Origin of the sequence: Mycobacterium sp. IS-1264 (assembly GCF_001954195.1) — a bacterium.
GTDB lineage: Bacteria > Actinomycetota > Actinomycetes > Mycobacteriales > Mycobacteriaceae > Mycobacterium.
Genome location: NZ_MBES01000046.1, coordinates 21059 through 43395 on the forward strand (window position 1 = coordinate 21059; position 22337 = coordinate 43395).

General features: G+C 66.1%; 19 protein-coding genes and 2 tRNA genes. 10 read left to right on the top strand and 11 right to left on the bottom strand.

Annotation, left to right across the window (positions count from 1 at the left end):
- Positions 1–116 precede the first annotated feature (116 nt).
- Genes A5744_RS08255 through pknB form a run of 6 tightly spaced genes read left to right on the top strand, consistent with a single transcriptional unit; the run spans position 117 to position 8160 of the window.
- Complete coding sequence (locus A5744_RS08255) at positions 117–584, top strand: FHA domain-containing protein (RefSeq protein WP_076059994.1); 468 nt, start codon at positions 117–119, stop codon at positions 582–584.
- Entirely contained in the window at positions 581–2089 is a 1509-nt protein-coding gene (locus A5744_RS08260) for a protein phosphatase 2C domain-containing protein (RefSeq protein WP_076059995.1), read from the top strand. Before A5744_RS08255 ends, A5744_RS08260 begins: the two co-directional genes overlap by 4 nt.
- A complete protein-coding gene (locus A5744_RS08265) occupies positions 2086–3495 on the top strand; it encodes an FtsW/RodA/SpoVE family cell cycle protein (protein ID WP_076059997.1) in 1410 nt (469 codons plus the stop codon). Before A5744_RS08260 ends, A5744_RS08265 begins: the two co-directional genes overlap by 4 nt.
- Positions 3492–4976: a D,D-transpeptidase PbpA gene (gene pbpA / locus A5744_RS08270; protein ID WP_076059999.1), complete on the top strand. Its 1485-nt coding sequence runs from the start codon at positions 3492–3494 to the stop codon at positions 4974–4976. Before A5744_RS08265 ends, pbpA begins: the two co-directional genes overlap by 4 nt.
- Positions 4973–6286 (top strand): serine/threonine-protein kinase, encoded by a 1314-nt coding sequence (locus tag A5744_RS08275; RefSeq protein ID WP_076060001.1) that lies wholly within the window; start codon positions 4973–4975, stop codon positions 6284–6286. The genes pbpA and A5744_RS08275 overlap by 4 nt, the downstream gene beginning before the upstream one ends.
- Positions 6283–8160 carry a Stk1 family PASTA domain-containing Ser/Thr kinase gene (gene pknB / locus A5744_RS08280; RefSeq protein ID WP_076060002.1) on the top strand — a complete coding sequence of 626 codons (1878 nt, stop codon included), beginning with the start codon at positions 6283–6285 and terminating at the stop codon, positions 8158–8160. The genes A5744_RS08275 and pknB overlap by 4 nt, the downstream gene beginning before the upstream one ends.
- Here pknB and A5744_RS08285 read toward each other — a convergent pair.
- Both A5744_RS08285 and A5744_RS08290 read right to left on the bottom strand, forming a co-directional pair.
- Entirely contained in the window at positions 8138–8824 is a 687-nt protein-coding gene (locus A5744_RS08285) for an aminodeoxychorismate/anthranilate synthase component II (RefSeq protein WP_076060004.1), read from the bottom strand. The genes pknB and A5744_RS08285 overlap by 23 nt on opposite strands.
- A 20-nt stretch (positions 8825–8844) precedes the next feature.
- Positions 8845–9588 (bottom strand): DUF881 domain-containing protein, encoded by a 744-nt coding sequence (locus tag A5744_RS08290; RefSeq protein WP_076060006.1) that lies wholly within the window; start codon positions 9586–9588, stop codon positions 8845–8847.
- 138 nt (positions 9589–9726) lie between these two features.
- Here A5744_RS08290 and crgA point away from each other — a divergent pair, with 138 nt between their 5' ends.
- Positions 9727–10008, top strand: a complete 282-nt coding sequence (crgA, locus tag A5744_RS08295; RefSeq protein ID WP_076060007.1) for a cell division protein CrgA — start codon at positions 9727–9729, stop codon at positions 10006–10008.
- Positions 10009–10163: 155 nt separating this feature from the next.
- A complete protein-coding gene (locus A5744_RS08300; RefSeq protein ID WP_076060009.1) occupies positions 10164–10589 on the top strand; it encodes a PH domain-containing protein in 426 nt (141 codons plus the stop codon).
- 9 nt (positions 10590–10598) lie between these two features.
- On the opposite strand, the gene A5744_RS08305 is transcribed toward A5744_RS08300, so the two are convergent.
- On the bottom strand, positions 10599–11147 hold the full coding sequence (locus A5744_RS08305) for a peptidylprolyl isomerase (protein WP_076060011.1): 549 nt from the start codon (positions 11145–11147) through the stop codon (positions 10599–10601).
- A 136-nt stretch (positions 11148–11283) separates the two neighbouring features.
- Between A5744_RS08305 and cwsA the strand changes: the two genes are divergently transcribed.
- Complete coding sequence (gene cwsA, locus A5744_RS08310; protein ID WP_076060012.1) at positions 11284–11718, top strand: cell wall synthesis protein CwsA; 435 nt, start codon at positions 11284–11286, stop codon at positions 11716–11718.
- Positions 11719–12148: 430 nt separating this feature from the next.
- Positions 12149–13294, top strand: coding sequence for a PPE family protein (locus tag A5744_RS08315; protein WP_076060014.1), 1146 nt, complete (start codon positions 12149–12151; stop codon positions 13292–13294).
- Between the two features lie 5 nt (positions 13295–13299).
- Here the strand turns inward: A5744_RS08315 and A5744_RS08320 are convergent.
- The 8 genes from A5744_RS08320 to dnaN all read right to left on the bottom strand — a co-directional run bounded on the left by A5744_RS08320 (position 13300) and on the right by dnaN (position 22321).
- A tRNA-Ala gene (locus tag A5744_RS08320) sits at positions 13300–13372 on the bottom strand.
- A 145-nt stretch (positions 13373–13517) separates the two neighbouring features.
- Positions 13518–13591: transfer RNA gene (locus A5744_RS08325), tRNA-Ile, on the bottom strand.
- 71 nt (positions 13592–13662) lie between these two features.
- Positions 13663–14547 (bottom strand): DUF3566 domain-containing protein, encoded by an 885-nt coding sequence (locus tag A5744_RS08330; protein ID WP_076060015.1) that lies wholly within the window; start codon positions 14545–14547, stop codon positions 13663–13665.
- 69 nt (positions 14548–14616) lie between these two features.
- Positions 14617–17133, bottom strand: coding sequence for a DNA gyrase subunit A (gene gyrA, locus A5744_RS08335; RefSeq protein ID WP_076060017.1), 2517 nt, complete (start codon positions 17131–17133; stop codon positions 14617–14619).
- 33 nt (positions 17134–17166) lie between these two features.
- Positions 17167–19197, bottom strand: coding sequence for a DNA topoisomerase (ATP-hydrolyzing) subunit B (gene gyrB, locus A5744_RS08340; RefSeq protein WP_076060018.1), 2031 nt, complete (start codon positions 19195–19197; stop codon positions 17167–17169).
- A gap of 221 nt (positions 19198–19418) precedes the next feature.
- The gene (locus A5744_RS08345; protein WP_076060020.1) at positions 19419–19982 is read right to left on the bottom strand and encodes a DUF721 family protein; all 564 of its coding nucleotides are present in this window, start codon (positions 19980–19982) and stop codon (positions 19419–19421) included.
- Complete coding sequence (recF, locus tag A5744_RS08350) at positions 19979–21121, bottom strand: DNA replication/repair protein RecF (RefSeq protein ID WP_076060022.1); 1143 nt, start codon at positions 21119–21121, stop codon at positions 19979–19981. Before recF ends, A5744_RS08345 begins: the two co-directional genes overlap by 4 nt.
- Complete coding sequence (gene dnaN / locus A5744_RS08355; RefSeq protein ID WP_076060023.1) at positions 21122–22321, bottom strand: DNA polymerase III subunit beta; 1200 nt, start codon at positions 22319–22321, stop codon at positions 21122–21124.
- Positions 22322–22337 lie beyond the last annotated feature (16 nt).

Here is a 22337-nt window from a genome sequence, read left to right on the forward strand (position 1 = left end):
GCTCAAAGCTGCCGTGCTTCGCCCCGCGCCGACCACCGTCCAAGTATCGTGACGTTGCTGATGTGCTCGGCGTCACCGATGCGAGGGATGCGACGCCAGGACGGAAAGGACGCCAGATGCAGGGACTAGTACTGCAACTGACGCGTGCCGGATTTTTAATGTTGTTATGGGTATTCATCTGGTCGGTGCTGCGAATCTTGCGGACCGACATCTACGCACCCACTGGCGCTGTCATGGTGCGTCGCGGCTTGGCGTTACGGGGCACGCTCCTTCCCTCGCGGCAGCGCCGGCATGCTGCCCGCTATTTGGTGGTGACGGAGGGTTCACTGGCGGGCGCGCGAATCACGCTCAGCGGGCAGCCCGTGCTCATCGGGCGCGCTGACGATTCGACGCTCGTGCTGACCGACGACTACGCCTCGACACGGCACGCCAGGCTGTCTCAGCGCGGCTCCGAATGGTACGTCGAGGATCTAGGATCGACCAACGGCACTTACCTTGACAGGGCGAAGGTGACGACTGCGGTACGAGTCCCAATAGCAACGCCGGTTCGGATCGGCAAAACGGCAATCGAGTTGCGCCCGTGACCCTGGTCCTGCGATATGCCGCCCGCAGCGATCGCGGCCTGGTACGCGCCAACAACGAAGACTCGGTCTATGCCGGCGCACGACTGTTGGCGCTGGCCGATGGAATGGGTGGCCACGCCGCCGGCGAAGTGGCGTCTCAATTGGTGATCGCCGCGCTGGCCCATCTGGACGACGACGAACCGGGTGGTGACCTGCTCGCCAAGCTCGACGCCGCGGTGCGCGCGGGCAACTCGGCTATCGCCGCACAGGTCGAGATGGAACCCGAGCTCGAGGGGATGGGCACCACACTCACCGCAATCTTGTTCGCGGGCAACCGTATTGGGTTGGTGCACATCGGGGACTCGCGCGGCTATCTGCTGCGCGACGGCGAGCTGACTCAGATCACCAAGGACGACACCTTTGTCCAAACGCTGGTGGACGAAGGACGGATCACACGAGAAGAGGCGCACAGCCACCCGCAACGATCGCTGATCATGCGTGCGCTGACCGGCCACGAGGTCGAGCCCACATTGACCATGCGGGAAGCGCGGGCCGGTGATCGCTACCTGCTCTGCTCGGACGGGCTGTCCGACCCGGTAAGCGACGAAACCATCCTCGAGGCCCTGCAGATCCCCGACGTCGCCGAAAGCGCTTACCGCCTCATCGAATTGGCGTTGCGCGGCGGCGGACCCGACAACGTGACGGTCGTAGTCGCCGACGTCGTCGACTACGACTACGGCCAGACCCAGCCGATTCTCGCGGGGGCGGTGTCGGGTGAAGAAGACCAACTGACCACCCTGCCCAACACATCGGCCGGCCGGGCTTCCGCGATCAGCCCTCGCAAAGAGGCCGCGAAACGGGTTGCGCCACAGGAAGAAACGCCGAGCCGCCCGCGGTGGCCGCGACGCAGGATGTTTATCTTCGTGACGCTGATCGTCCTGCTGGTGCTTGCCGGCCTGGCGATCGTGCGAACCGTAATCCGAAGCAACTATTACGTCGCCGAATACAACGGCATCGTCTCGATTGTGCGGGGAATTCAAGGGTCGATGCTGGGCGTGTCACTGCACGATCCTTATTTGGTGGGCTGTCTCAACGCGCGCAATGAACTGTCCCTTATCAGTTATAGCCAGTCCGGAGGGCACCTCGACTGTCGCGTGATGCGATTGCAGGACCTGCGTCCCGCGGAGCGCGCCCAGGTTCAGGCCGGGCTTCCCGGCGGGACCCTCGACGACGCCATCGGTCAGTTGCGCGAGTTGTCCGCCAACTCCCTGCTACCGGCCTGCCCCCCGCCGCGCGCCACCTCTCCGCCCGGCGCCCCGGCCACCAGCGGGACGCCAGAACCAAGCGCCACAACACCCACCACCTCCAGCGGCACCTCACCTAGCAGTCCGACCCCCACCAGCGCCCCCGCGACCACTTCGCCGGCAGCGCCCGCGACCACCTCGCCCCCGACCATTTCCCAGACGGTCACCACACTCCCGCCACCCCCACCTCAGCCGGGCATCGACTGCCGGGCGGCCGCATGACCACTCAGGTCCAACCGCCGGTTGCGGTCACGCCGCCGCTACCCACTCGACGCAACGCCGAACTGCTACTGTTGTGCTTCGCCGCCGTGATCACCGTCGCCGCGCTCCTGATCGTCGAGGCGAACCAACAACGAGGCCTGCGCTGGGACCTGACCACCTACGGGCTGGTTTTTCTGGTCGTGTTCGGAAGCGCGCATCTCGCCGTTAGGCGCTTCGCGCCCTACACCGACCCGCTATTGCTGCCAATTGTGGCGTTGCTCAACGGACTTGGCTTGGTGATGATCCACCGGCTGGACATCGTCAACAACGAGTCGAGCGGTCGCCATCACCCCAGCGCAACCCAGCAGATGCTGTGGACGCTGGTCGGGGTGGCCGCGTTCGCGCTCGTCGTCACCTTTTTGAAGGACCACCGACAACTCGCGCGCTACGGCTACGTCTGCGGGTTCGCGGGCCTGGTCTTCTTGATAATCCCCGCGCTGCTGCCAGCGTCGCTGTCCGAGGAGAACGGCGCCAAGATCTGGATTCGCTTCCCGGGCTTCTCGATTCAGCCCGCCGAATTCTCCAAGATTCTGCTGCTGATCTTCTTCTCCGCGGTGCTGGTCGCCAAGCGCGGCCTGTTCACCAGCGTCGGCCGGCATTTCATGGGCTTGAACGTGCCCCGCGCACGCGACCTCGCCCCGCTGCTCGCGGCATGGGTGATCTCGATAGGTGTGATGGTCTTCGAGAAAGATCTCGGTACGTCGCTGCTGCTCTACGCGTCGTTCCTGGTGGTGGTGTACCTCGCCACCCAGCGGTTCGGTTGGGTTGTCATCGGCCTGGTGCTGTTCGCGGCGGGAAGCGTTGTGGCGTATTTCATTTTCGAGCACGTCCGGGTTCGCGTACAGACGTGGTGGGACCCCTTCGCCGACCCCGACGGGCACGGCTATCAGATCGTGCAGTCGCTATTCAGCTTTGCTACCGGCGGCATCTTCGGCACCGGGCTGGGCAACGGTCAACCCGACACCGTGCCAGCGGCGTCCACCGATTTCATCATCGCCGCGTTCGGTGAAGAACTCGGACTCGTCGGGCTCGCCAGCATCTTGATGCTCTACACGATCGTCCTCGTCCGTGGCCTGCGCACCGCGATCGCGACACGGGAAAGCTTCGGCAAGCTGTTGGCCGCCGGCCTGGCGTCGACGCTGGCCATTCAGCTGTTCATCGTCGTCGGCGGGGTAACCCAGCTCATTCCGCTGACCGGGCTGACCACTCCGTGGATGTCCTACGGCGGCTCCTCGCTGCTGGCGAACTATGTGCTGCTGGGGATTCTGGCGCGCGTCTCGCACAGCGCCCGGCGTCCATTGCGCACACGCGCACTCAACAAGTCGCCCATCGCGGCGGCCGGCACCGAAGTGATCGAGCGGGTATGAACACCTCTCTGCGTCGGATCTCGGTGACCGTGATGGCGTTGATCGTGCTGCTGCTGCTCAACGCCACCATGACGCAAGTCTTCGCCGCCGACGGGCTGCGCGCCGACCCGCGCAATCAGCGAGTCCTGCTCGACGAGTACTCGCGTCAGCGCGGCCAGATCATCGCGGGCGGCCAGCTGCTGGCCTATTCGGTGGCCACCGACAGCCACTTCCGATTCCTGCGGGTATATCCCAATCCCGCTGTGTACGCCCCGATCACCGGCTTCTACTCACTGCGCTATTCCAGCTCGGGCCTGGAGCGAGCCGAGGACCCGCTGCTCAACGGGTCCGACGAGCGGCTGTTCGGGCGCCGGCTGGCCGACTTCTTCACCGGGCGCGATCCGCGCGGCGGCAACGTCGACACCACTATCAACCCGCACGTCCAGCAGGCCGGGTGGGACGCGATGCAGCAGGGCTGCGGTGGGCCGCCGTGCAAGGGAGCCGTCGTCGCCCTCGAGCCGTCCACCGGCAAGATTTTGGCCATGGTGTCGTCGCCGTCCTATGACCCCAACCTGCTGGCGTCGCATGACCCTGAGGTGCAGGCGCAGGCGTGGCAGCGACTGCGCGACGACGTCGACAGTCCGCTGACCAACCGGGCCATCTCCGAGACCTACCCGCCCGGTTCCACGTTCAAGGTGATCACCACCGCTGCGGCCTTGCAGGCCGGAGCTACCGACTCCGAGCAGTTGACCGCGGCGCCGACAATTTCGTTGCCCGACAGCACCGCCACCCTGGAGAACTATGGGGGCAAGCCATGCGGCAACGGCGGCGCGTCGACTGTGCCGCTCAGCGAGGCCTTCGCCCTGTCGTGCAACACCGCATTCGTCCAGTTGGGAATGCTCACCGGCGCCGACGCGCTGCGCAGCATGGCCCGGTCGTTCGGCCTGGACAGCACCCCGAGTGTCATTCCGCTACAGGTCGCGGAGTCGACGGTCGGCATCATCCCGGATGCCGCCGCGCTGGGAATGTCGAGCATCGGTCAGAAGGACGTCGCGCTGACGCCGCTGGAAAATGCGGAGGTCGCCGCGACCATCGCGAACAACGGGGTGACGATGCAGCCCTACTTGATCGATAGCCTCAAGGGTCCAGACCTGGCCAACATCAGTACCACCGCGCCCTATCAACAGCGCCGCGCCGTGTCGCCGCAGGTCGCCGCTAAGCTAACAGAGCTGATGGTCGGCGCCGAGAAGGTCGCACAACAGAAAGGGGCCATTCCCGGCGTGCAGATCGCATCCAAAACTGGTACCGCAGAGCATGGCACCGACCCGCGGCACACTCCGCCGCACGCGTGGTATATCGCTTTCGCGCCCGCGCAATCACCGAAGGTGGCCGTGGCGGTACTAGTGGAGAACGGCGCCGACCGCCTGTCCGCGACGGGCGGTGCACTCGCAGCACCGATCGGGCGGGCAGTCATCGAGGCCGCGCTGCAGGGAGGACCATGAGCCCGCGAGTTGGTGTGACGCTGTCTGGCAGGTACCGCCTGCAGCGCCTGATCGCCACCGGTGGCATGGGCCAGGTGTGGGAGGCGGTCGACAGCCGGCTGGGCCGGCGCGTTGCGGTCAAGGTGCTCAAGGGCGAATTCTCCCAGGATCCCGAGTTCATCGAGCGGTTCCGCGCGGAGGCGCGCACCACCGCGATGCTCAACCATCCCGGAATCGCCAGCGTCCACGACTACGGCGAGAGCCAGATGGACGGGGAGGGCCGCACCGCTTACCTGGTCATGGAGCTGGTCAACGGCGAACCGCTGAATTCGGTGCTCAAACGCACCGGGCGGCTGTCGCTCCGGCACGCGCTGGACATGCTCGAGCAGACGGGCCGCGCCCTCCAGGTCGCGCACGCCGCCGGCCTGGTACACCGCGACGTCAAACCGGGCAACATCTTGATCACCCCCACCGGTCAGGTGAAAATCACCGACTTCGGCATCGCCAAGGCCGTCGACGCCGCGCCGGTGACCCAGACCGGCATGGTGATGGGCACCGCGCAATACATCGCGCCCGAGCAGGCCCTGGGCCACGACGCCACCCCCGCCAGCGACGTCTACTCGCTGGGAGTCGTTGGGTACGAAGTAGTTTCGGGCAAGCGGCCGTTCACCGGTGACGGCGCCCTGACCGTGGCGATGAAGCACATCAAGGAGCCCCCGCCGCCGCTTCCGTCCGAGCTTCCGCCCAACGTGCGAGAACTCATCGAGATCACGTTGGTCAAGAACCCCGGTATGCGCTACCGCAGCGGGGGACCCTTCGCCGACGCCGTGGCTGCCGTGCGGGCCGGACGACGCCCGCCTCGGCCGAGCCAGTCACCGCCGCCCGGTCGGGCCGCGCCGGTCGCGATCTCCTCCGGTGCGACAACCAGGGCGGCCACCGCCACCGGCCGGACGCCGCCGCCCCGCCGATCCCGGCCGTCGACGGGCGGGCACCGGACGCCCGCGCCGCGGCGAACGTTCTCATCGGGTCAGCGCGCGCTGCTGTGGGCGGCCGGGGTGCTTGGCGCGCTGGCGATCATCATCGCGGTGCTCATCGTCATCAACTCCCGCACGGAGAACGAGCAGCAGCAGACACCCGCCCCGACCGTCACCGACACCGGGACCCCGCCGGCGACGAAGACCCCGAGCGGTGCGGGTCCCGGCCTGCGGCTTAATTGGACGGATCGACCGACGATAGGTAATTCTGGACTGCGGAGCGGGCGGCCCGAACCCGGCTGGGACATCCCCTTCACACCCAGCGCGTCGCCGGCCCAGTACGAGATACCGCAATGACAACCCCGCAGCACCTGTCCGACCGCTATGAACTCGGTGACATCCTCGGTTTCGGGGGTATGTCCGAGGTTCACTTGGCCCGCGACGTTCGCCTGCACCGCGACGTCGCGGTCAAGGTGCTGCGCGCCGACCTGGCCCGTGACCCCAGCTTCTATCTGCGGTTCCGCCGGGAGGCGCAGAACGCCGCGGCGCTGAATCACCCGTCGATCGTCGCGGTGTACGACACCGGCGAGGCGGAGACCGCCGCGGGCCCGCTGCCCTACATCGTCATGGAGTACGTCGACGGCGTAACCCTGCGCGACATCGTGCACACCGACGGACCGCTCCCACCCCGCCGCGCGATCGAGATCATCGCCGACGCCTGCCAGGCGCTGAACTTCAGCCATCAGAACGGCATCATTCACCGCGACGTCAAGCCGGCAAACATCATGATCAGCACGACCAACGCGGTGAAGGTGATGGACTTCGGCATCGCGCGCGCGATTGCCGACAGCAACAGCGTCACCCAGACCGCCGCCGTGATCGGGACCGCCCAATACCTGTCACCCGAGCAGGCCCGCGGCGATACGGTCGACGCTCGATCCGACGTGTACTCGTTGGGCTGTGTGCTGTACGAAATCCTTACTGGCGAGCCACCTTTCACCGGTGACTCGCCCGTCTCGGTCGCCTACCAGCATGTGCGCGAGGACCCGATTCCACCGTCGGCGCGGCACGAAGGCATCTCCGCCGACCTCGACGCCGTCGTCCTCAAGGCATTGGCCAAGAATCCGGACAATCGCTATCAGACCGCCGCGGAGATGCGCGCAGATCTGGTTCGCGTGCACAACGGCGAGCCACCCGAGGCGCCCAAGGTCCTCACCGACGCCGACCGGAGCTCGTTGCTGACGTCGACGGGTCCGAACCTCGGCGGCCCGCGCACCGACCCACTACCTCGCCAAGCGCTGGACCGCGCCGACGACGATCGGATGGGCGGTTCGATCGGTCGCTGGGTCGTCGCGGTCGCCGTGCTGGCGGTGCTGACGATCGTCGTCGTCATCGCCTTCAACACCTTCGGCGGCGGCACCCGCGACGTTCAGGTGCCCGACATGCGGGGCCAGGTCTCCGCGGACGCGATCGCCGCGCTGCAGAATCGCGGCTTCAAGACGCGCACCCTGCAGAAGCCCGACTCGACGATCCCGCCCGACCACGTCATCAGCACCGACCCCGGCGCCAATGCCTCGGTGGGCGCGGGCGACGAGATCACCATCAACGTCTCCACCGGTCCAGAGCAACGCGAACTGCCGGACGTCTCCTCGCTGAGCTACTCCGATGCGGTCAAGAAGCTGACCGCCGCCGGTTTCAGCAAGTTCAAGCAAGCCAACTCGCCGTCGACGCCCGACCTCATCGGCAAGGTCATCGGGACCAACCCCCCGGCCAACCAGACCTCGGCGATCACCAACGTGGTGACGATCATCGTCGGCTCGGGCCCGGAAACCAAGCAGCTGCCCGACGTCGCCGGCCAGACGGTGGACGCGGCGCAAAAGAACCTCAACGTCTATGGCTTCACCAAGTTCAGCCAGGCCTCGGTCGACAGCACCCGCCCGGCGGGCGAAGTGGTCGGCACCAATCCGCCTAAGGGCCAGACGGTCCCGGTCGACTCCGTCATCGAACTACAGGTGTCCAAGGGCAACCAGTTCGTCATGCCCGACCTGTCCGGCATGTTTTGGACCGATGCGGAACCACGGCTGCGGGCGCTGGGCTGGACGGGGTTCCTGGACAAGGGGCCCGACGTCGACGCCGGCGGTTCCCAGGCCCACCGGGTGGTCTACCAGAATCCGCCCGCCGGGGCCGGCTGCAACCGCGACGGGGTCGTCACGCTGAAGTTCGGCCAGTAGCGGCGGGATCTGCCGGCAACTGCGGCCGCACCGCGGCGCGCACCTCGTTCTCCAACCGGCGGACCAGCGTGTCGTTGCGCGCCCACCCGCAGTAGGCGAGCCAGTTGGCCAGCATGCGGTGGCCGCCCTCGGTCAGGATCGACTCGGGATGGAACTGGACGCCGTGGATGGGCAACTCGGTGTGCCGCACGGCCATGATGACGCCGCTGCGAGTCCGCGCCGTGACCTCGAGCACCGGCGGCAGCGAGTCAGGCAGAATCGTCAGCGAATGGTACCGAGTCGCGGTGAACGGATCCGGAAGCCCTTGCAGGACACCGGCATTGGTGTGGTACACGCTGCTGGTCTTGCCGTGCAACAATTCCGGCGCACGGTCGACGGTGGCGCCGAATGCGACGCCGATTGCCTGGTGTCCCAGGCAGACTCCGAGCAATGGGGTGCGCGCCGCGCCGCACGCGCGGACCAGGGCGACGGACGCACCCGCCCGTTCCGGGGTGCCCGGGCCCGGGCTCAGCAGAACGCCGTCGAACTCGGTGGTGACCGCGGATTCGTCGGACAGTCGCGCATCGTCGTTCCGCCACACCTGCGCCTCGACGCCGAGCTGTCCTAGGTACTGCACCAGGTTGAACACGAAGCTGTCGTAATTGTCGACAACCAGGATCCGCATCGTGCCAGGGTACCGTTCGCTCAATACCCGACCGGGCCCGCCGGTTGCGCGAAATGCATCCGGACCGGTTCGGTGTGGCCGACGATCTGCACGTCCGGCTTGACCTCTTCGCGATAGCCCAGCCCGAATCGGACCACGTACTGCTTGTAGAGGGTCACCAGGGGAGCGGCGGCCAGCGCGGCCTGCATCGCCGCGGCGTTGCCGACCGCGGTGATCGTGTAGGGCGGGCTGTAGGTACGGCCGTTCAGCAGGAGCGTATTTCCGACGCAGCGGGGCACCGAGGTTCCGATGATGCGCTGGTCTTGCATCTGGATCGCCTCGGCGCCAGCACTCCACAACGCGTTCAGCACGGCCTGGATGTCTTGCTGGTGCACCACCAGGTCGTCCGGGGAGGCATCGCGGGGAAACCGGCCATTGGCGTCACGCTGGGCATCCTGCAGCGTCACGGCCAGACCCGGGCCGTGCACCGGATCCATCCCAGCCTCACCGGCCAGCTCGGCGGACCGCCGCAGCATCGCGGCCAACGCGGCATTCGACGACTTGCCGTGCATCGAGTCGATCTTGCCCGCCAGCTCATCGCGTTCCGCTTTGAGGTGGTTCACCGACGACTGCGCCTCGCGGACCAAGTCGACCAGACGCGGGGCGTCGCTGCGGCGGATCTCGGAGCCGCCGGACACGCCGTGGGTGGCGGCCAGCAGCAATCCCGCCAGCAGGCAGACCAATGGCACGCCGAAGCGCCATGGCGAGCGGCGCGTATCGTTCATCGGCTCTCCATTTCCTGGCGAACGCGCCAGGTGGGTTAGTCTCGTAGCCAAGTTATGCGTGCAGCATCAGTCGTTATCGTTGCACCCGTCCCGCTCACCGTGTCGTTGAGGTAGTTCCGAGATATCCCCGAGGTAACCATGCCCAAGTCCAAGGTCCGCAAGAAGAACGACTTCACCGTCAGCGCGGTCAGCCGTACCCCGGTGAAGGTGAAGGTCGGACCGTCGAGTGTGTGGTTCGTCGCGCTGTTCGTCGGCCTCATGCTGATCGGGCTGGTGTGGCTGATGGTGTTTCAATTGGCCGCTGTCGGCAGCCAAGCCCCGGCGGCGCTGCACTGGATGGCGCAATTGGGGCCGTGGAACTACGCGATCGCGTTCGCTTTCATGATCACCGGCTTGTTGCTCACAATGCGTTGGCACTGACCAAGATCAAATCCGGAATGAATTCATCTTGGGGTCGCTGCGTTACTGAGCCAGCAACGTTGTGACCACCCAATCACACGCGTGTGATTTATCCCCACTGTTGATAGCGCTTGTGGATAACTGCATAGGCAGTGGTGGGAGGGGGTGGAGGCCTAGTGCAGCAAACTAAATGGGAGCCTCCTGCGGCCGGAATCGCTGGTTGCGGCGTTGCCGGCGTTTTGATGGCTATCGCGAGTGTGACCCTGGTCACAGATCCGCCGGGGCGGGTTATGACGGGGATTGCCGCCGCCGGTCTGATCTTGTTTGCGGGCGCGACGTGGCGCGCGCGACCGAAGCTGGCAATCACGCCCGACGGCCTGGTGATCCGGGGCTGGTTCCGAACGCAGCAATTCCAGCGCTCCGACATCAAGATCATCCGGATCACCGAGTTTCGTCGGATGGCCCGCAAAATGCGGTTGCTCGAGGTCGAAACGGTCGACGGCGGGTTGGTCGTCTTCTCCCGTTGGGACCTCGGGACCGAACCCCTGGACGTGCTCGACACACTTACGGACGCCGGCTACGCCGGGCCGCGGGAAGGCTAGCCGGCGGCCTCAGGAGATGGTGATCGACTCGATCACGACCGGCTCGGTGGGACGGTCGTTGCCGTCGGTGTCCGTCGTCGCGATCGTGTCGACGACCTTCTGCGATTCGGGGTCGGTCACTTCGCCGAAGATCGTGTGCCGCCGGTTCAGGTGCGGTGTCTGGTCGACGGTGATGAAGAACTGCGAGCCGTTGGTGCCCGGGCCCGCGTTGGCCATCGCCAAAAGGTAGGGCTTGTCGAACTGCAACTCGGGGTGGAACTCGTCGGCGAACTTGTAGCCCGGGCCGCCGCGACCGGTACCGGTCGGGTCGCCGCCCTGGATCATGAATCCCTTGATCACCCGGTGGAAGACTGCGCCATCGTAGAACGGTCCGGAGGGGCTACCCGAGGCGTTCTGCGTCGAGTACTCCTTCGTGCCCTGCGCCAGGCCAACGAAATTGGCGACAGTCTTGGGCGCATGGTTTCCGAACAGGGCGATCTTGATGTCTCCACGGTTGGTGTGCAGCGTGGCGGTAGCAGTCTGAAAGGGGCTGTTAGTCACGAGGTCACAGTCTGCCATCACCCGCGGGCATGCCCGCACCCGGTGTCGATCGACCGAAGCAGGTAGGGCCGAACACGTCGTGAAGGCGATGGTGCCGCGGGCGTCTTTTTGGTGGCAGTCTGTAGGTTCCACCCACGGCACAGAAAGGCAGCGGATGAGCGCACAGGCGGACCACCGGTTGACCCCCCGTGAGCGATTGGCCCGCGGCCTCGCCTATTCGGCGCTGGGACCGGTGGACGTCACGCGAGGGGTTGTCGGGCTGGGGGCGCACTCCGCGCAAGCGACCGCGTCGGGATTGCGTCGCCGTTACCGGGAGGGCCGGCTGGCTCGCGAAATCGGCGCGGCGCAAGAAACTCTCGCCCAAGAGCTTGCCGCCGCGCAGCAAGTGGTCGCGAACCTGCCGCAGGCCCTGCAGGACGCGCGCCGGTCCCAACGGCGTCACGGCAAGCGCCCATGGCTGATCGCGGGGGTTGTCGTCGGGCTGTTGGCCGGTGGCGCTGCCGCCTTCAGCATCGCCCGGCGCTCCGCAAGGCGGCGCACTGAGCCATCGCCGCGTCCGCCCAGTGTCGACGTGCAACCGCGCCCCTGAGCGGCTTTGTGGCGCCTGAAGCTCGAATCATGCTGCGAGTAACCGCTTTTGACGTCTATTGGGCCTGGACACGCTTCGCCGCGGTTAACCGGAGTTGCGTGCAACTGCGGTCGGATGCGGGCACCCGGCGGGCAAGGGAGCTCAGCAGGACGACGTTCGAGCCTTGAGGTTCGCCGTTGAAGGCGCGTGAAGGAATAGACTTCAATCGACGAAATCGGATACGTCGGCACGGGGGACGTTTTTATGCCGTTGACAAAAGTGCCCGACAGCCAGAAAGTTTGCCGAATATTCAATACCCTGAACATTCCTTGTGATAGACCACCGACAGTGCCCGCCGTATTGATTAGCCTATGTTGAAGGAACAAGAGCATGGCTACCGCACAGGGCTTCGTCGCAACCGCTATCGACCGCGAGCATTGACAGGATAAGCGTGGATTTCTGGGCTCCTCCCGAGGTCACATCGGCGCTGATTCATTCAGGGCCGGGGCCCGAATCGTGGCTCGCCGCCGCCAACGCCTGGCGCGAGCTGGCGATCGAGCTGGGGCAGACCGCCTCCGACTACGCCGCGACCGTGGCGAGCATTCCCTGGCAGGGACCAGCAGCGACGGCGATGACCCTGTCCACCATCCCCTACGTCAGCTGGATGCAAACCACCGCGGCCGAGGCCGCTCAACTGTCGATGGCGGCTACCAGCATGGCCGGCTCCTTCGTCGCCACCCAGACAGCCATCGTGCATCCCAGCGTGGTCACCGCCAACCGCACGCTGCTGGCTCAGCTGATCGCGACCAACTACTTCGGCATCAATTTCCCCGCCATCGCCGCCACCGAGCTGCAGTACTTGCAGATGTGGGCTGATAACACGACCGCCATGCTCGGCTACCAGGCCACCAGCCTGCAGACCATGGCGCTACAGCCGTTCACTCCTCCACCCACCACCACCAACCCGGCCGGCGAGGCAACGCAGCGTGCGGCGGTCGCCACCGCCACCACACAAGCCGCCGCACAGGCCGCCCCGCAAGCCGCCGCCGCCGCTGACATCAACCTTCCGACGGATCCGATTTTCACCAATCCGACCCTCGCGTGGTTGATCAGCCAGCTAGCCCCCGCCAACTTGATCCAGGGCGGGCTCCCGTTCAACGCGATCGGTCTCTTCACGGGTGGTCACGATTTCATGCCCGGCCAATACCCGGACGTCCTGGCCCCGACCCCCCGTAACCTGGCCATTGCCTACAACCTCACCGGTCCCGAGGCCGTGGGAGGGGCCCCCAATTTCTTTGCCCCACCCGCCTCCACAGCCGGCGCGGTGGAGGCTAATGTCACCGCCACTCTCGGCAGGGGAATGTACGTCGGCAACCTTGTCGTCCCGCCGTCGGCGGTCACTTCCCCGATCCAGCTGGCCGCCGCACAGGCGCCGTTGGCGGCGGCAACCACAGCCGAGGGCGCCCCATTGGTTCCGATGTTCGTCCCGCCGATGCCGCCGGGAGCACGAAAGGCCCAGCGGGACAAGCCCAATGAGAAAGGCTACGGACCGCCAATCTTCGGCACCATCATGCGGCGGCCTCCGTCAGGCGGATGATGCCGTGGAGCCTAGGGGAATCGAACCCCTGACACCTGCCTTGCAAAGGCAGTGCTCTACCAACTGAGCTAAGGCCCCTCTGGCTGATCGGCTGCGGGCGCATCAACCGGGGCCATGTGCCAGACCTCGACCCCACGTCGCGACCACACCACCGCGGCCACCGCAGCGATCAATGCCAGCGGCACTGCGAGTCGTACGTAACGTCTGGACGAGCACATGGTTGTGGGCCTAGGAGGACTCGAACCTCCGACCTCTTCGTTATCAGCGAAGCGCTCTAACCGCCTGAGCTATAGGCCCGTACGCGCGTACGGCCGAGCGACGAGATTACCGCAATCGCCGCCCCACCCCCAAAATCCCGGGAATCGGCGCTAGTCGCGGTCGGCCAGGGTTACTTCGATGCCGCCGATCAGGTCGGTGGTCAGGTTGTAGACGAACGCGGCGATGGTGGCCATCGCGGTCAGCAGCACGATATTCACCAGGCCAATCAAGACGGCGCCACCGAAGATGGTGCCGCTGGAGACCAGCTCGCCGCTGCTGCCGCTGGTGTTGTTCAGTAGGTCACCGACGTTGCTGTTGAGCTTCGACCACACACCCATGCCGCCGAGCACCAGGTACAGGAACGCCACCGCGATCATCCAGACGAAGAACAGCGCCACCGAAAGCAACAGCGACACCTTCAGCGTGCTCCACGGGTCGATCCGGCGGATCTGCATGCTGGCCCGAACTGGGCCACGGTTTCGCCGCGATACGCGCATCCGGTTTTCGCGGCTTTCTCTGGCTTCATCGGTTGCCGAGCGGCCCGATCCCGTCGTGGTCGACGTCTCCGCGGTGCGATCGGGCGCGGGTTTGCGTTGCGAGGCCCGCGGGATGGGCCCGGACAGATCGGGCAATTCGCTGGCGTACGCCTCGGCGGGCGGCCCGTCGCCGCGGGGTGGGGCATCGAAGTCCTGCGGCGGGCTCTTCGGATGCGCCGACGCCCCCGGAGCCGCGGTGCCGGAGATGAAACGGTTCAGCCGCGCATCCACCCCGGAGGGCGGGCCCGACGGCCGCGGCTCGGCGTGGGGTTCCGCCTGGCGATGCGGTGGCTGAGGGGGCCGCCCGGGGCCGCGCCCCCGCGGCGGCACGTCCGCGGCATCCGGAATGCGGCCAGCCTGGGCGGGCGTCGCGCGGTGTACACCGGCTCGCTCGACCGAACCGTCCCCGTTCAGGCTGTCACCCTTGTTGGGGGCCCCCGGCTCGTTGGGTGAAGTCACCCCGACTCCTTACGTATGTACCAAGGCCGCCCGGCGCTGGCTGTCGACTGTGCGGTCGGGCCGAGTCTATTAGCCGTCCGACTCCTCGACGCCGTCGATCGCCCCGATTTCTTCCTCGGCGCTTTCTTCGGCGTTTCGTGCGATGGCTAACAGAGTGTCACCCTCACCCAGGTTCATCAACCGAACGCCCTTGGTCTGCCGTCCCGCCTTGCGGACCTGACGTGCGGCCGTGCGGATGACGCCCCCACCCGAGGTGATCGCGTAGAGCTCGCTCTCCTCGTCGACGATCAACGCCCCTACCAGCCTGCCACGCCGACGGTCGTACTGAACGGTCAGCACGCCCTTGCCGCCGCGGCCCTGCACCGGGTACTCCTCGATCGCGGTGCGTTTGGCGTAACCCCCGGCCGTGGCGACCAGCAGGTAGGTGCCTTCCTGGATCACGTTCAGCGACAGCAGTCGGTCGTCCTCGTTGAATCGCATGCCCTGCACGCCGGACGTGGCGCGGCCCATCGGCCGGAGCGCCTCGTCGGTTGCCGAGAACCTGATGGACTGGCCGTTGGCCGACACCAGGAGCAGGTCGTCCTCGGAGGAGCAGAGCACGGCGCCGACCAGCTCGTCGCCGTCGCGCAGGTTGACGGCGACGATCCCACCCGAGCGGTTGGAGTCGAAGTCGGTCAGTCTGGACTTTTTGACCAGGCCGTTCTTGGTGGCCAGCACCAGGTACGGCGCATCCTCGTAGCCCTTGATCTGGATGACCTGCGCGATGCGCTCCTCCGGCTGGAAGGCCAGCAGGTTGGCGACGTGCTGGCCACGCGCCGTCCGCGACGCCTCCGGCAGCTCGTACGCCTTGGCGCGATACACCCGTCCTTGCGTGGTGAAGAACAGGATCCAGTCGTGCGTCGAGGACAGGAAAAAGTGCCGGACGATGTCGTCCTGCTTGAGCCCCGCGCCCTGCACGCCCTTCCCGCCGCGCTTCTGGCTGCGATACAGATCGGTCTTGGTGCGCTTGGCGTACCCGGTTTCGGTGATGGTGACGACGACCTCCTCGCGCGCGATCAGATCCTCGTCGCTGACCTCTCCGTCGGCCGCGATGATCCGGGTGCGACGGTCGTCGCCGTGCTTTTCGACGATCTCGCCGAGTTCGTCGCGCACGATCCCGCGCTGCCGCTCCGGCTTGGCCAGGATGTCCTCGAGGTCGGCGATCTCGGCCTCGATCTTGGCCAGGTCGTCGATGATGCGCTGGCGCTCCAGGGCGGCCAGGCGCCGCAGCTGCATGTCCAGGATGGCCTGGGCCTGGATGTCGTCGATGTCGAGCAGCTCGATCAGCCCGGCCCGGGCGATGTCGACGGTTTCCGACGCCCGGATCAAGGCGATGACCTCGTCCAGCGCGTCGAGCGCCTTGACCAGGCCGCGCAAGATGTGTGCGCGTTCGTTGGCCTTGCGCAACCGATACGTGGTGCGCCGCACGATGACATCGAGTTGGTGCGCGACGTAGTGGCGGATCAACTGGTCGAGCCGAAGCGTGCGCGGCACCCCGTCGACGATCGCCAGCATGTTGGCGCCGAAGCTGGTCTGCAGCTGGGTGTGCTTGTAGAGGTTGTTCAGCACTACCTTCGCCACGGCGTCGCGCTTGAGCTCGATGACGATGCGCAAGCCCACCCGGTCGCTGGATTGGTCCTCGATGTTGGAGATGCCGGCGAGCTTGCCGTCGCGGACCTGCTCGGCGATCGAGGTGATGAAGTTGTCGTGGTTGACCTGATACGGCAACTCGGTGATGACCAAAGACGTTCGGCCCCTGGCCTCTTCGACTTCCACGACGCCGCGCATCCGGATCGAGCCACGCCCGGTCTTGTACGCGTCGGAGATGCCCTGGGAGCCCACGATCAGCCCGGACGTCGGGAAGTCGGGCCCCTTGACCCGCTCCATGACGGCGGCCAGCGTCGCCTCCTCGTCGGCCTCGTGGTTTTCCAGGCACCAGAACACCGCGTCGGCGAGCTCGCGCAGGTTGTGCGGCGGGATGTTGGTGGCCATGCCGACCGCGATGCCGCCCGAACCGTTGGCCAGCAGGTTGGGGAACCGGCTTGGCAGTACCGTTGGCTCCTGCACCCGACCGTCGTAGTTGGGAATGAAATCGACTGTCTCCTCGTCGATTTCGCGCAGCATCTCCATCGCCAGTGGGGTCAGCCGCGCTTCGGTGTACCTCATCGCCGCCGGCGGGTCGTTGCCCGGCGAGCCGAAGTTGCCCTGCCCGTCGACCAGCGGATAGCGCAGCGACCACGGCTGCGCCATGCGCACCAGCGTGTCGTAGATCGAGGCGTCGCCGTGCGGGTGATAGTTACCCATCGTCTCGGCGACCGACCGCGCCGACTTCGCATGGCTGCGATCCGGGCGGAACCCCGAGTCGTACATCGCATACAGCACGCGGCGGTGCACCGGCTTGAGACCGTCGCGCACCTCGGGCAGCGCGCGGCCCACGATCACGCTCATCGCGTAATCGATGTAGCTGCGCTGCATCTCCTGCTGAATGTCAACCGGCTCGACCCGGTCGGCTGGCCCCTCGCCGGGTGGCAGCGTCGTATCAGTCATCGGTCCCTCGTGTTAGTTGGCGTGCCTGATTCGTCAGACATCCAGGAAGCGAACGTCCTTGGCGTTGCGGGTGATAAAGCTGCGGCGTGCATCGACGTCCTCGCCCATCAGGATGGAGAACAACTCGTCGGCGGCCGCCGCGTCATCCAGGGTGACCTGGCGCAGCACCCGCACGGTCGGGTCCATCGTGGTCTCCCACAATTCCTTGGCGTCCATTTCACCCAGACCCTTGTAGCGCTGGATGCCGTCGTCCTTGTTGATCTTCTTGCCGGCCTTCTGCCCCGCCTCGAGCAGGCCATCGCGCTCGCGATCGGAGTAGGCGAACTCGGGATCGCTGCGCTGCCACTTCAGCTTGTACAACGGCGGCTGCGCCAGAAACACGTGCCCGTTTTCGATGAGCGGGCGCATGAACCTGAACAACAGGGTCAACAGCAGCGTGGAGATGTGCTGGCCGTCGACGTCGGCGTCGGCCATCAGCACGATCTTGTGGTAGCGCAGCTTGGTGATGTCGAACTCGTCGTGAATCCCGGTACCCAGCGCGGTGATGATCGCCTGGACTTCGGTGTTCTTCAGCACCCGGTCGATGCGGGCCTTCTCGACGTTGATGATCTTGCCGCGCAACGGAAGGATCGCCTGGAACATCGAGTCGCGGCCGCTCTTCGCCGAGCCGCCGGCCGAATCGCCTTCCACGACATACAGTTCGGACTTGCGCGGGTCGGTGGATCGGCAGTCGGCGAGCTTGCCCGGTAGGCCGCCGAGATCCGTGGCGCTCTTGCGGCGCACCAACTCCCGTGCCTTGCGCGCCGCGATGCGAGCTTGCGCCGAAGACACCGCCTTGTTGACGACCGTCTTGGCGTCACTGGGGTTGGCTTCGAACCAGTGCGAGAGCTTGTCGTTGCATGCTTTCTGCACAAATGACTTGACTTCGGTGTTGCCCAGTTTGGTCTTCGTCTGGCCCTCGAACTGCGGTTCGCTGACCTTGACCGAGATCACCGCGGCCAAACCCTCGCGGATATCGTCGCCGGTCAGATTGGGGTCTTTGTCTTTGAGCAGTTTCTTGTCTTTGGCGTATTTGTTCACCACCGACGTCAGCGCGGCGCGGAACCCTTCCTCGTGGGTACCGCCCTCGTGGGTGTTGATGGTGTTGGCGAACGTATGAACCGACTCCGAATAACCGGCGTTCCACTGCATCGCGATTTCCACCTCGTGGCCGGGCCCCTTGTCTGAGAAGTCGACGATGCTGGAGTGGATCGGGTTCTTGGTGCGGTTGATGTGCTTGACGTAGTCGACCAAACCACCCGGGTAATGAAAGGTGCGGTGCTTGACTTTATGCGGCGCAACGGATTCCGCGGCCTTCTCCTGTGCGGACTTCGGCGCTTCTGCGGTGTCGCTGACGACTTCGTCGACCACCTCTTCGTTGCTCACCCGCTCATCGGTCAGGTGGATGGTCAGTCCCTTGTTGAGGAACGCCATTTCCTGCAGCCGGCGGGCAACGGTCTCGAAGTCGTAGTCCGTGGTCTCGAAGATGCCCGGGTCGGCCCAGAAACGGACCGTCGTACCGGTCTTCTTGGTTTTGTCGCCCTGCTTCAGCGTGCCGGGGATAGAGCGGTCGTAATGCTGGAACCACTCGTAGCCGTCGGTCGAGATCTCGACCTCGAGTCGAGTGGACAATGCATTGACCACCGACACGCCCACGCCGTGCAAACCACCGGACACCGCGTAGGCGCTGTCATCACCGCCGAACTTTCCGCCGGCATGAAGCTGGGTCATCACCACGTCGACCGTCGGCATGCCGGTGGCATGCATGCCCACCGGGATACCGCGGCCGTTGTCGGTGACTTGAACGCCGCCGTTCTCCAAAATCTTGACGTCGACTTCCGTGGCGTAACCCGCCATCGCCTCGTCGACAGCGTTGTCGACGACCTCCCAGATCAGATGGTGCAATCCGCGCTCCCCGGTGGAGCCGATGTACATGCCTGGGCGTTTGCGGACCGCTTCCAACCCTTCCAGGACGGTGATCGAGTCGGCGCCGTACTCTTTCGTTTTCTTCTTTTGGGCAGCCACGGGCGGAAGGCTCTCCTTGGGGTTGCGCGCGGGTAGTCTCCGGGACATTGCGCTGGTTCCACGTCAGTCTACCGATAAGGGGCGCCAGGACCGATTCTGTGAGGGTGTTTCTGCACAGCTATCTGCGCCGTGTGCGGAATTTTTCGCTGAAGGCCGCGTCAGGACGCTTGACGAGCCGGTTTCCGCCGTTGTGGCGGCGCTGAAGCGGGTCGCCCGCTCGGTCAACCGTAGGTGTCACGGGGGCCTCGGCCGGCGATATGCCGCGGGCCCTTCCGCCACGACGGTGCGGCCGGCCCGGTGATTTTCAGCGATGTCACTACGCCGTTGCCGACCGCGGCGGCGATCTTGGCCAGAATTTGCGCCTGGATCATCCGCAGCTGGGTCGCCCATGCGGTCGATTCGGCCGCCACGCTGAGCACCCCGTCGTTCAGGGTGGTCGGGGTCGCGTGGTCGGCGATCTGGTGTCCCACCACCGACGACCAATGGCCGAGCACCGTGCCCTCGGCGACGTGCGTCGACCAGCCCCGCTTTTTCGCCAGATCGCGGGCCAGCCTGCCCAAGGGTTGAGGATCACGCGTGTCGGGCCCGGGGCCCGACCAGCTTCGCCGCTGTCCCGCGACGCGGCGCGGCGGAGGAGGCGCGCCCCGTCCACGGCCGGCGTCCTTTCCCTGCGCGCGGGCGGCCGCGCGCGCTTCCTCGAGGGTGCGCCGCACCAGGTCGATGCCCGTAAGGTCGCCGGGCGGTGTGCCGCGGTCGGAAGGCGATCCGCCGCCGGGGCCGGTCATCCTTGCACCACCGATACGCGCCCGCCGTCTTCGTCGCGCAGATCGATGTGCACCCGCCTAGCGTCCCACTCGGCCGGTATGTCTTCGAGGACCGCCGCGGTTACCAACACCTGTTCTGCCGCTTCGGCCACCGAAGCCAAGGCGCGGCGACGCGTCGCATCGAGTTCGGCGAACACGTCGTCGAGCAACAACACCGGTTCGCTCCCGTCTGCCCGCAGCAACTCGTAGGCCGCCAAGCGCAGTGCGACGGCGAACGACCACGACTCACCGTGGCTGGCAAAGCCTTTGGCGGGCTGATCGCCGAGTCGCAACTCGAGGTCGTCGCGATGTGGGCCGACAAGACACATTCCGCGTTCCACCTCGGCGTCGCGGCGTGCCGACAACGCAGCCAACAACGCGGCTTCCAGGAACTCTCGGTCGGTACCTTCGGCGCCGACGCCATCCATGCTCGCGCGGTAGCCGATCGAGGCTTGCCGCGATCCCGGCGCCAGTAACTGGTAGGCCTTTTCCACCTCGGGTGCCAGTTGATTGACGAGATCGATGCGGGCGGCCATCAATTCCGCGCCGTGCTCGGCTAATCGGCCGTCCCACACATCGAGGGTGTCCACCGCGCCGCCTCGATGTCGCGCACCGGACAACGACTTCAACAGCGCCGTGCGCTGGCGCAACACTTTGTCGTAGTCCGCCCGCACAGCGGCGATCGCCGGACGGCGCACCGTCGCCAGATCGTCGAGGTAGCGCCGGCGGTCGGCCGGATCGCCGCGGACCAACGCCAGGTCTTCCGGGGCGAAAAGCACCGCCCGCAACACCCCGACCACCTCGCGCGTGCTGCGCACGGGGGAGCGGTTCAGCCTCGCCTTGTTCGCCCGCCCCGCCGCGATCTCCAGATCGACCGCACATTCCCTGCCGTCGTTGACGACGATGGTCGAAACTATCGCGCGCGTACTGCCCGCCCGGATCAACGGCGCGTCGGTACCCACGCGGTGCGAACCCAATGTACTCGAATACCACAGTGCCTCAATGAGATTCGTCTTCCCGAAGCCATTGGGTCCGACGAACACCGTCCGGCCCGGTTCCAATTCGAGGTCGGCCTGCGCCCAGGACCGGAAGTCACGCAGTCCCAAATGCCGGACGTACACCTACCCGGGCAGCCGCACTGGCATCAACAAGTACACGTAATCCGTCGGCAAAGCGGGGAAGGGACCGTTGCCGGTCGGATGGCTGTCGTCGTCGAATGCCGGCCGCAACAACGCCGGCTTACCCGGGGTGGTGAAACCGAACGACACCCGGTCGGCGTGGACCGACCCGAGCCCATCCGTCAGATAGGTCGGGTTGAAGGCGATCGTCAACGGCTCGCCGGCGAAGTCAACGGCCAGGTCTTCCTCGGCCCGGCCGACATCGTCGGCGCCCGCGGAGAGCCGCAGCATGCCATCGGCGAATTCCATGCGTACCTGCGCGCCTCGGTCAGCGACCAGCGCGACCAGCTTGATCGCTTCGGTTAGCTCGGCCACGTTGATGGTGGCGACCGCCGTGTGCTCGGCCGGTAACAGCTGCCGAAACTTCGGGAACTCCGCATCCAGCAGGCGGGTGGTGCTGCGCTTGCCGTTACCGCTGATGCCCAGCAGTCCGTCTTTTCCGACGCCCGACCCAGCACCCAACGACAGGCGGACATCCGAGCCGTCGATGCCGGCTTTGGCGGCCTCGGACAACGTTCTCGCCGGGACCAAGACCGCGGCCTCGACGTCGGGCGACAATGCCGTCCACGTCAGCTCGCGAACCGCCAGCCGGAACCTGTCGGTGGCGGCCAGTACGACGGTGTCGCCCGAGATCTCGACCCGAATCCCGGTCAGCATCGGCAGCGTGTCATCCCGGCCGGCCGCGATGGCAACCTGACCGATCGCCTCGGCGAACAGTTCCGACGGCAGGCTCCCGGTATCGTCCGGCAGCGCGGGCAGCGTCGGGTAATCCTCAACCGCCATCGTCGGCAGCGAAAACCTGGCATTTCCACACGTCAACGCGACGCGATTACCGTCCACGTAGAAGTCCACCGGTTTGTCCGGCAACGCCCGGGTAATGTCCGACAACAACCGGCCAGACACCAAAACGCTTCCAGGAGAAGCTATTTCGGCCGCGACCTGTGCCTCGGCGGACACCTCGTAGTCGAAGCCTGAGATTGTCAGGCCCTCATCCGAGCCCGTCAACAACACGCCCGAAAGCACCGGCACCGCAGGTCTGGTCGGCAGGTTCTTCGCCACCCACGACACCGCGTCGGCGAAAGACTCTCGCACCACACGAAACTTCAGATCGGTGAGGCCAGCTGTTGTCGTCGCCGCGTCCATAGCGTCCCTTCACCTG

Bases quoted from the DNA above. Each gene is read 5' to 3' on its own strand.
- crgA (WP_076060007.1), top strand. From the start codon at position 9,727: ATGCCCAAGTCCAAGGTCCGCAAGAAGAACGACTTCACCGTCAGCGCG.
- pbpA (WP_076059999.1), top strand. From the start codon at position 3,492: ATGAACACCTCTCTGCGTCGGATCTCGGTGACCGTGATGGCGTTGATC.
- dnaN (WP_076060023.1), bottom strand. From the start codon at position 22,321: ATGGACGCGGCGACGACAACAGCTGGCCTCACCGATCTGAAGTTTCGT.
- A5744_RS08255 (WP_076059994.1), top strand. From the start codon at position 117: ATGCAGGGACTAGTACTGCAACTGACGCGTGCCGGATTTTTAATGTTG.
- A5744_RS08265 (WP_076059997.1), top strand. From the start codon at position 2,086: ATGACCACTCAGGTCCAACCGCCGGTTGCGGTCACGCCGCCGCTACCC.
- A5744_RS08285 (WP_076060004.1), bottom strand. From the start codon at position 8,824: ATGCGGATCCTGGTTGTCGACAATTACGACAGCTTCGTGTTCAACCTG.
- A5744_RS08305 (WP_076060011.1), bottom strand. From the start codon at position 11,147: ATGGCAGACTGTGACCTCGTGACTAACAGCCCCTTTCAGACTGCTACC.
- cwsA (WP_076060012.1), top strand. From the start codon at position 11,284: ATGAGCGCACAGGCGGACCACCGGTTGACCCCCCGTGAGCGATTGGCC.
- A5744_RS08275 (WP_076060001.1), top strand. From the start codon at position 4,973: ATGAGCCCGCGAGTTGGTGTGACGCTGTCTGGCAGGTACCGCCTGCAG.
- A5744_RS08345 (WP_076060020.1), bottom strand. From the start codon at position 19,982: ATGACCGGCCCCGGCGGCGGATCGCCTTCCGACCGCGGCACACCGCCC.
- gyrA (WP_076060017.1), bottom strand. From the start codon at position 17,133: ATGACTGATACGACGCTGCCACCCGGCGAGGGGCCAGCCGACCGGGTC.
- pknB (WP_076060002.1), top strand. From the start codon at position 6,283: ATGACAACCCCGCAGCACCTGTCCGACCGCTATGAACTCGGTGACATC.
- A5744_RS08290 (WP_076060006.1), bottom strand. From the start codon at position 9,588: ATGAACGATACGCGCCGCTCGCCATGGCGCTTCGGCGTGCCATTGGTC.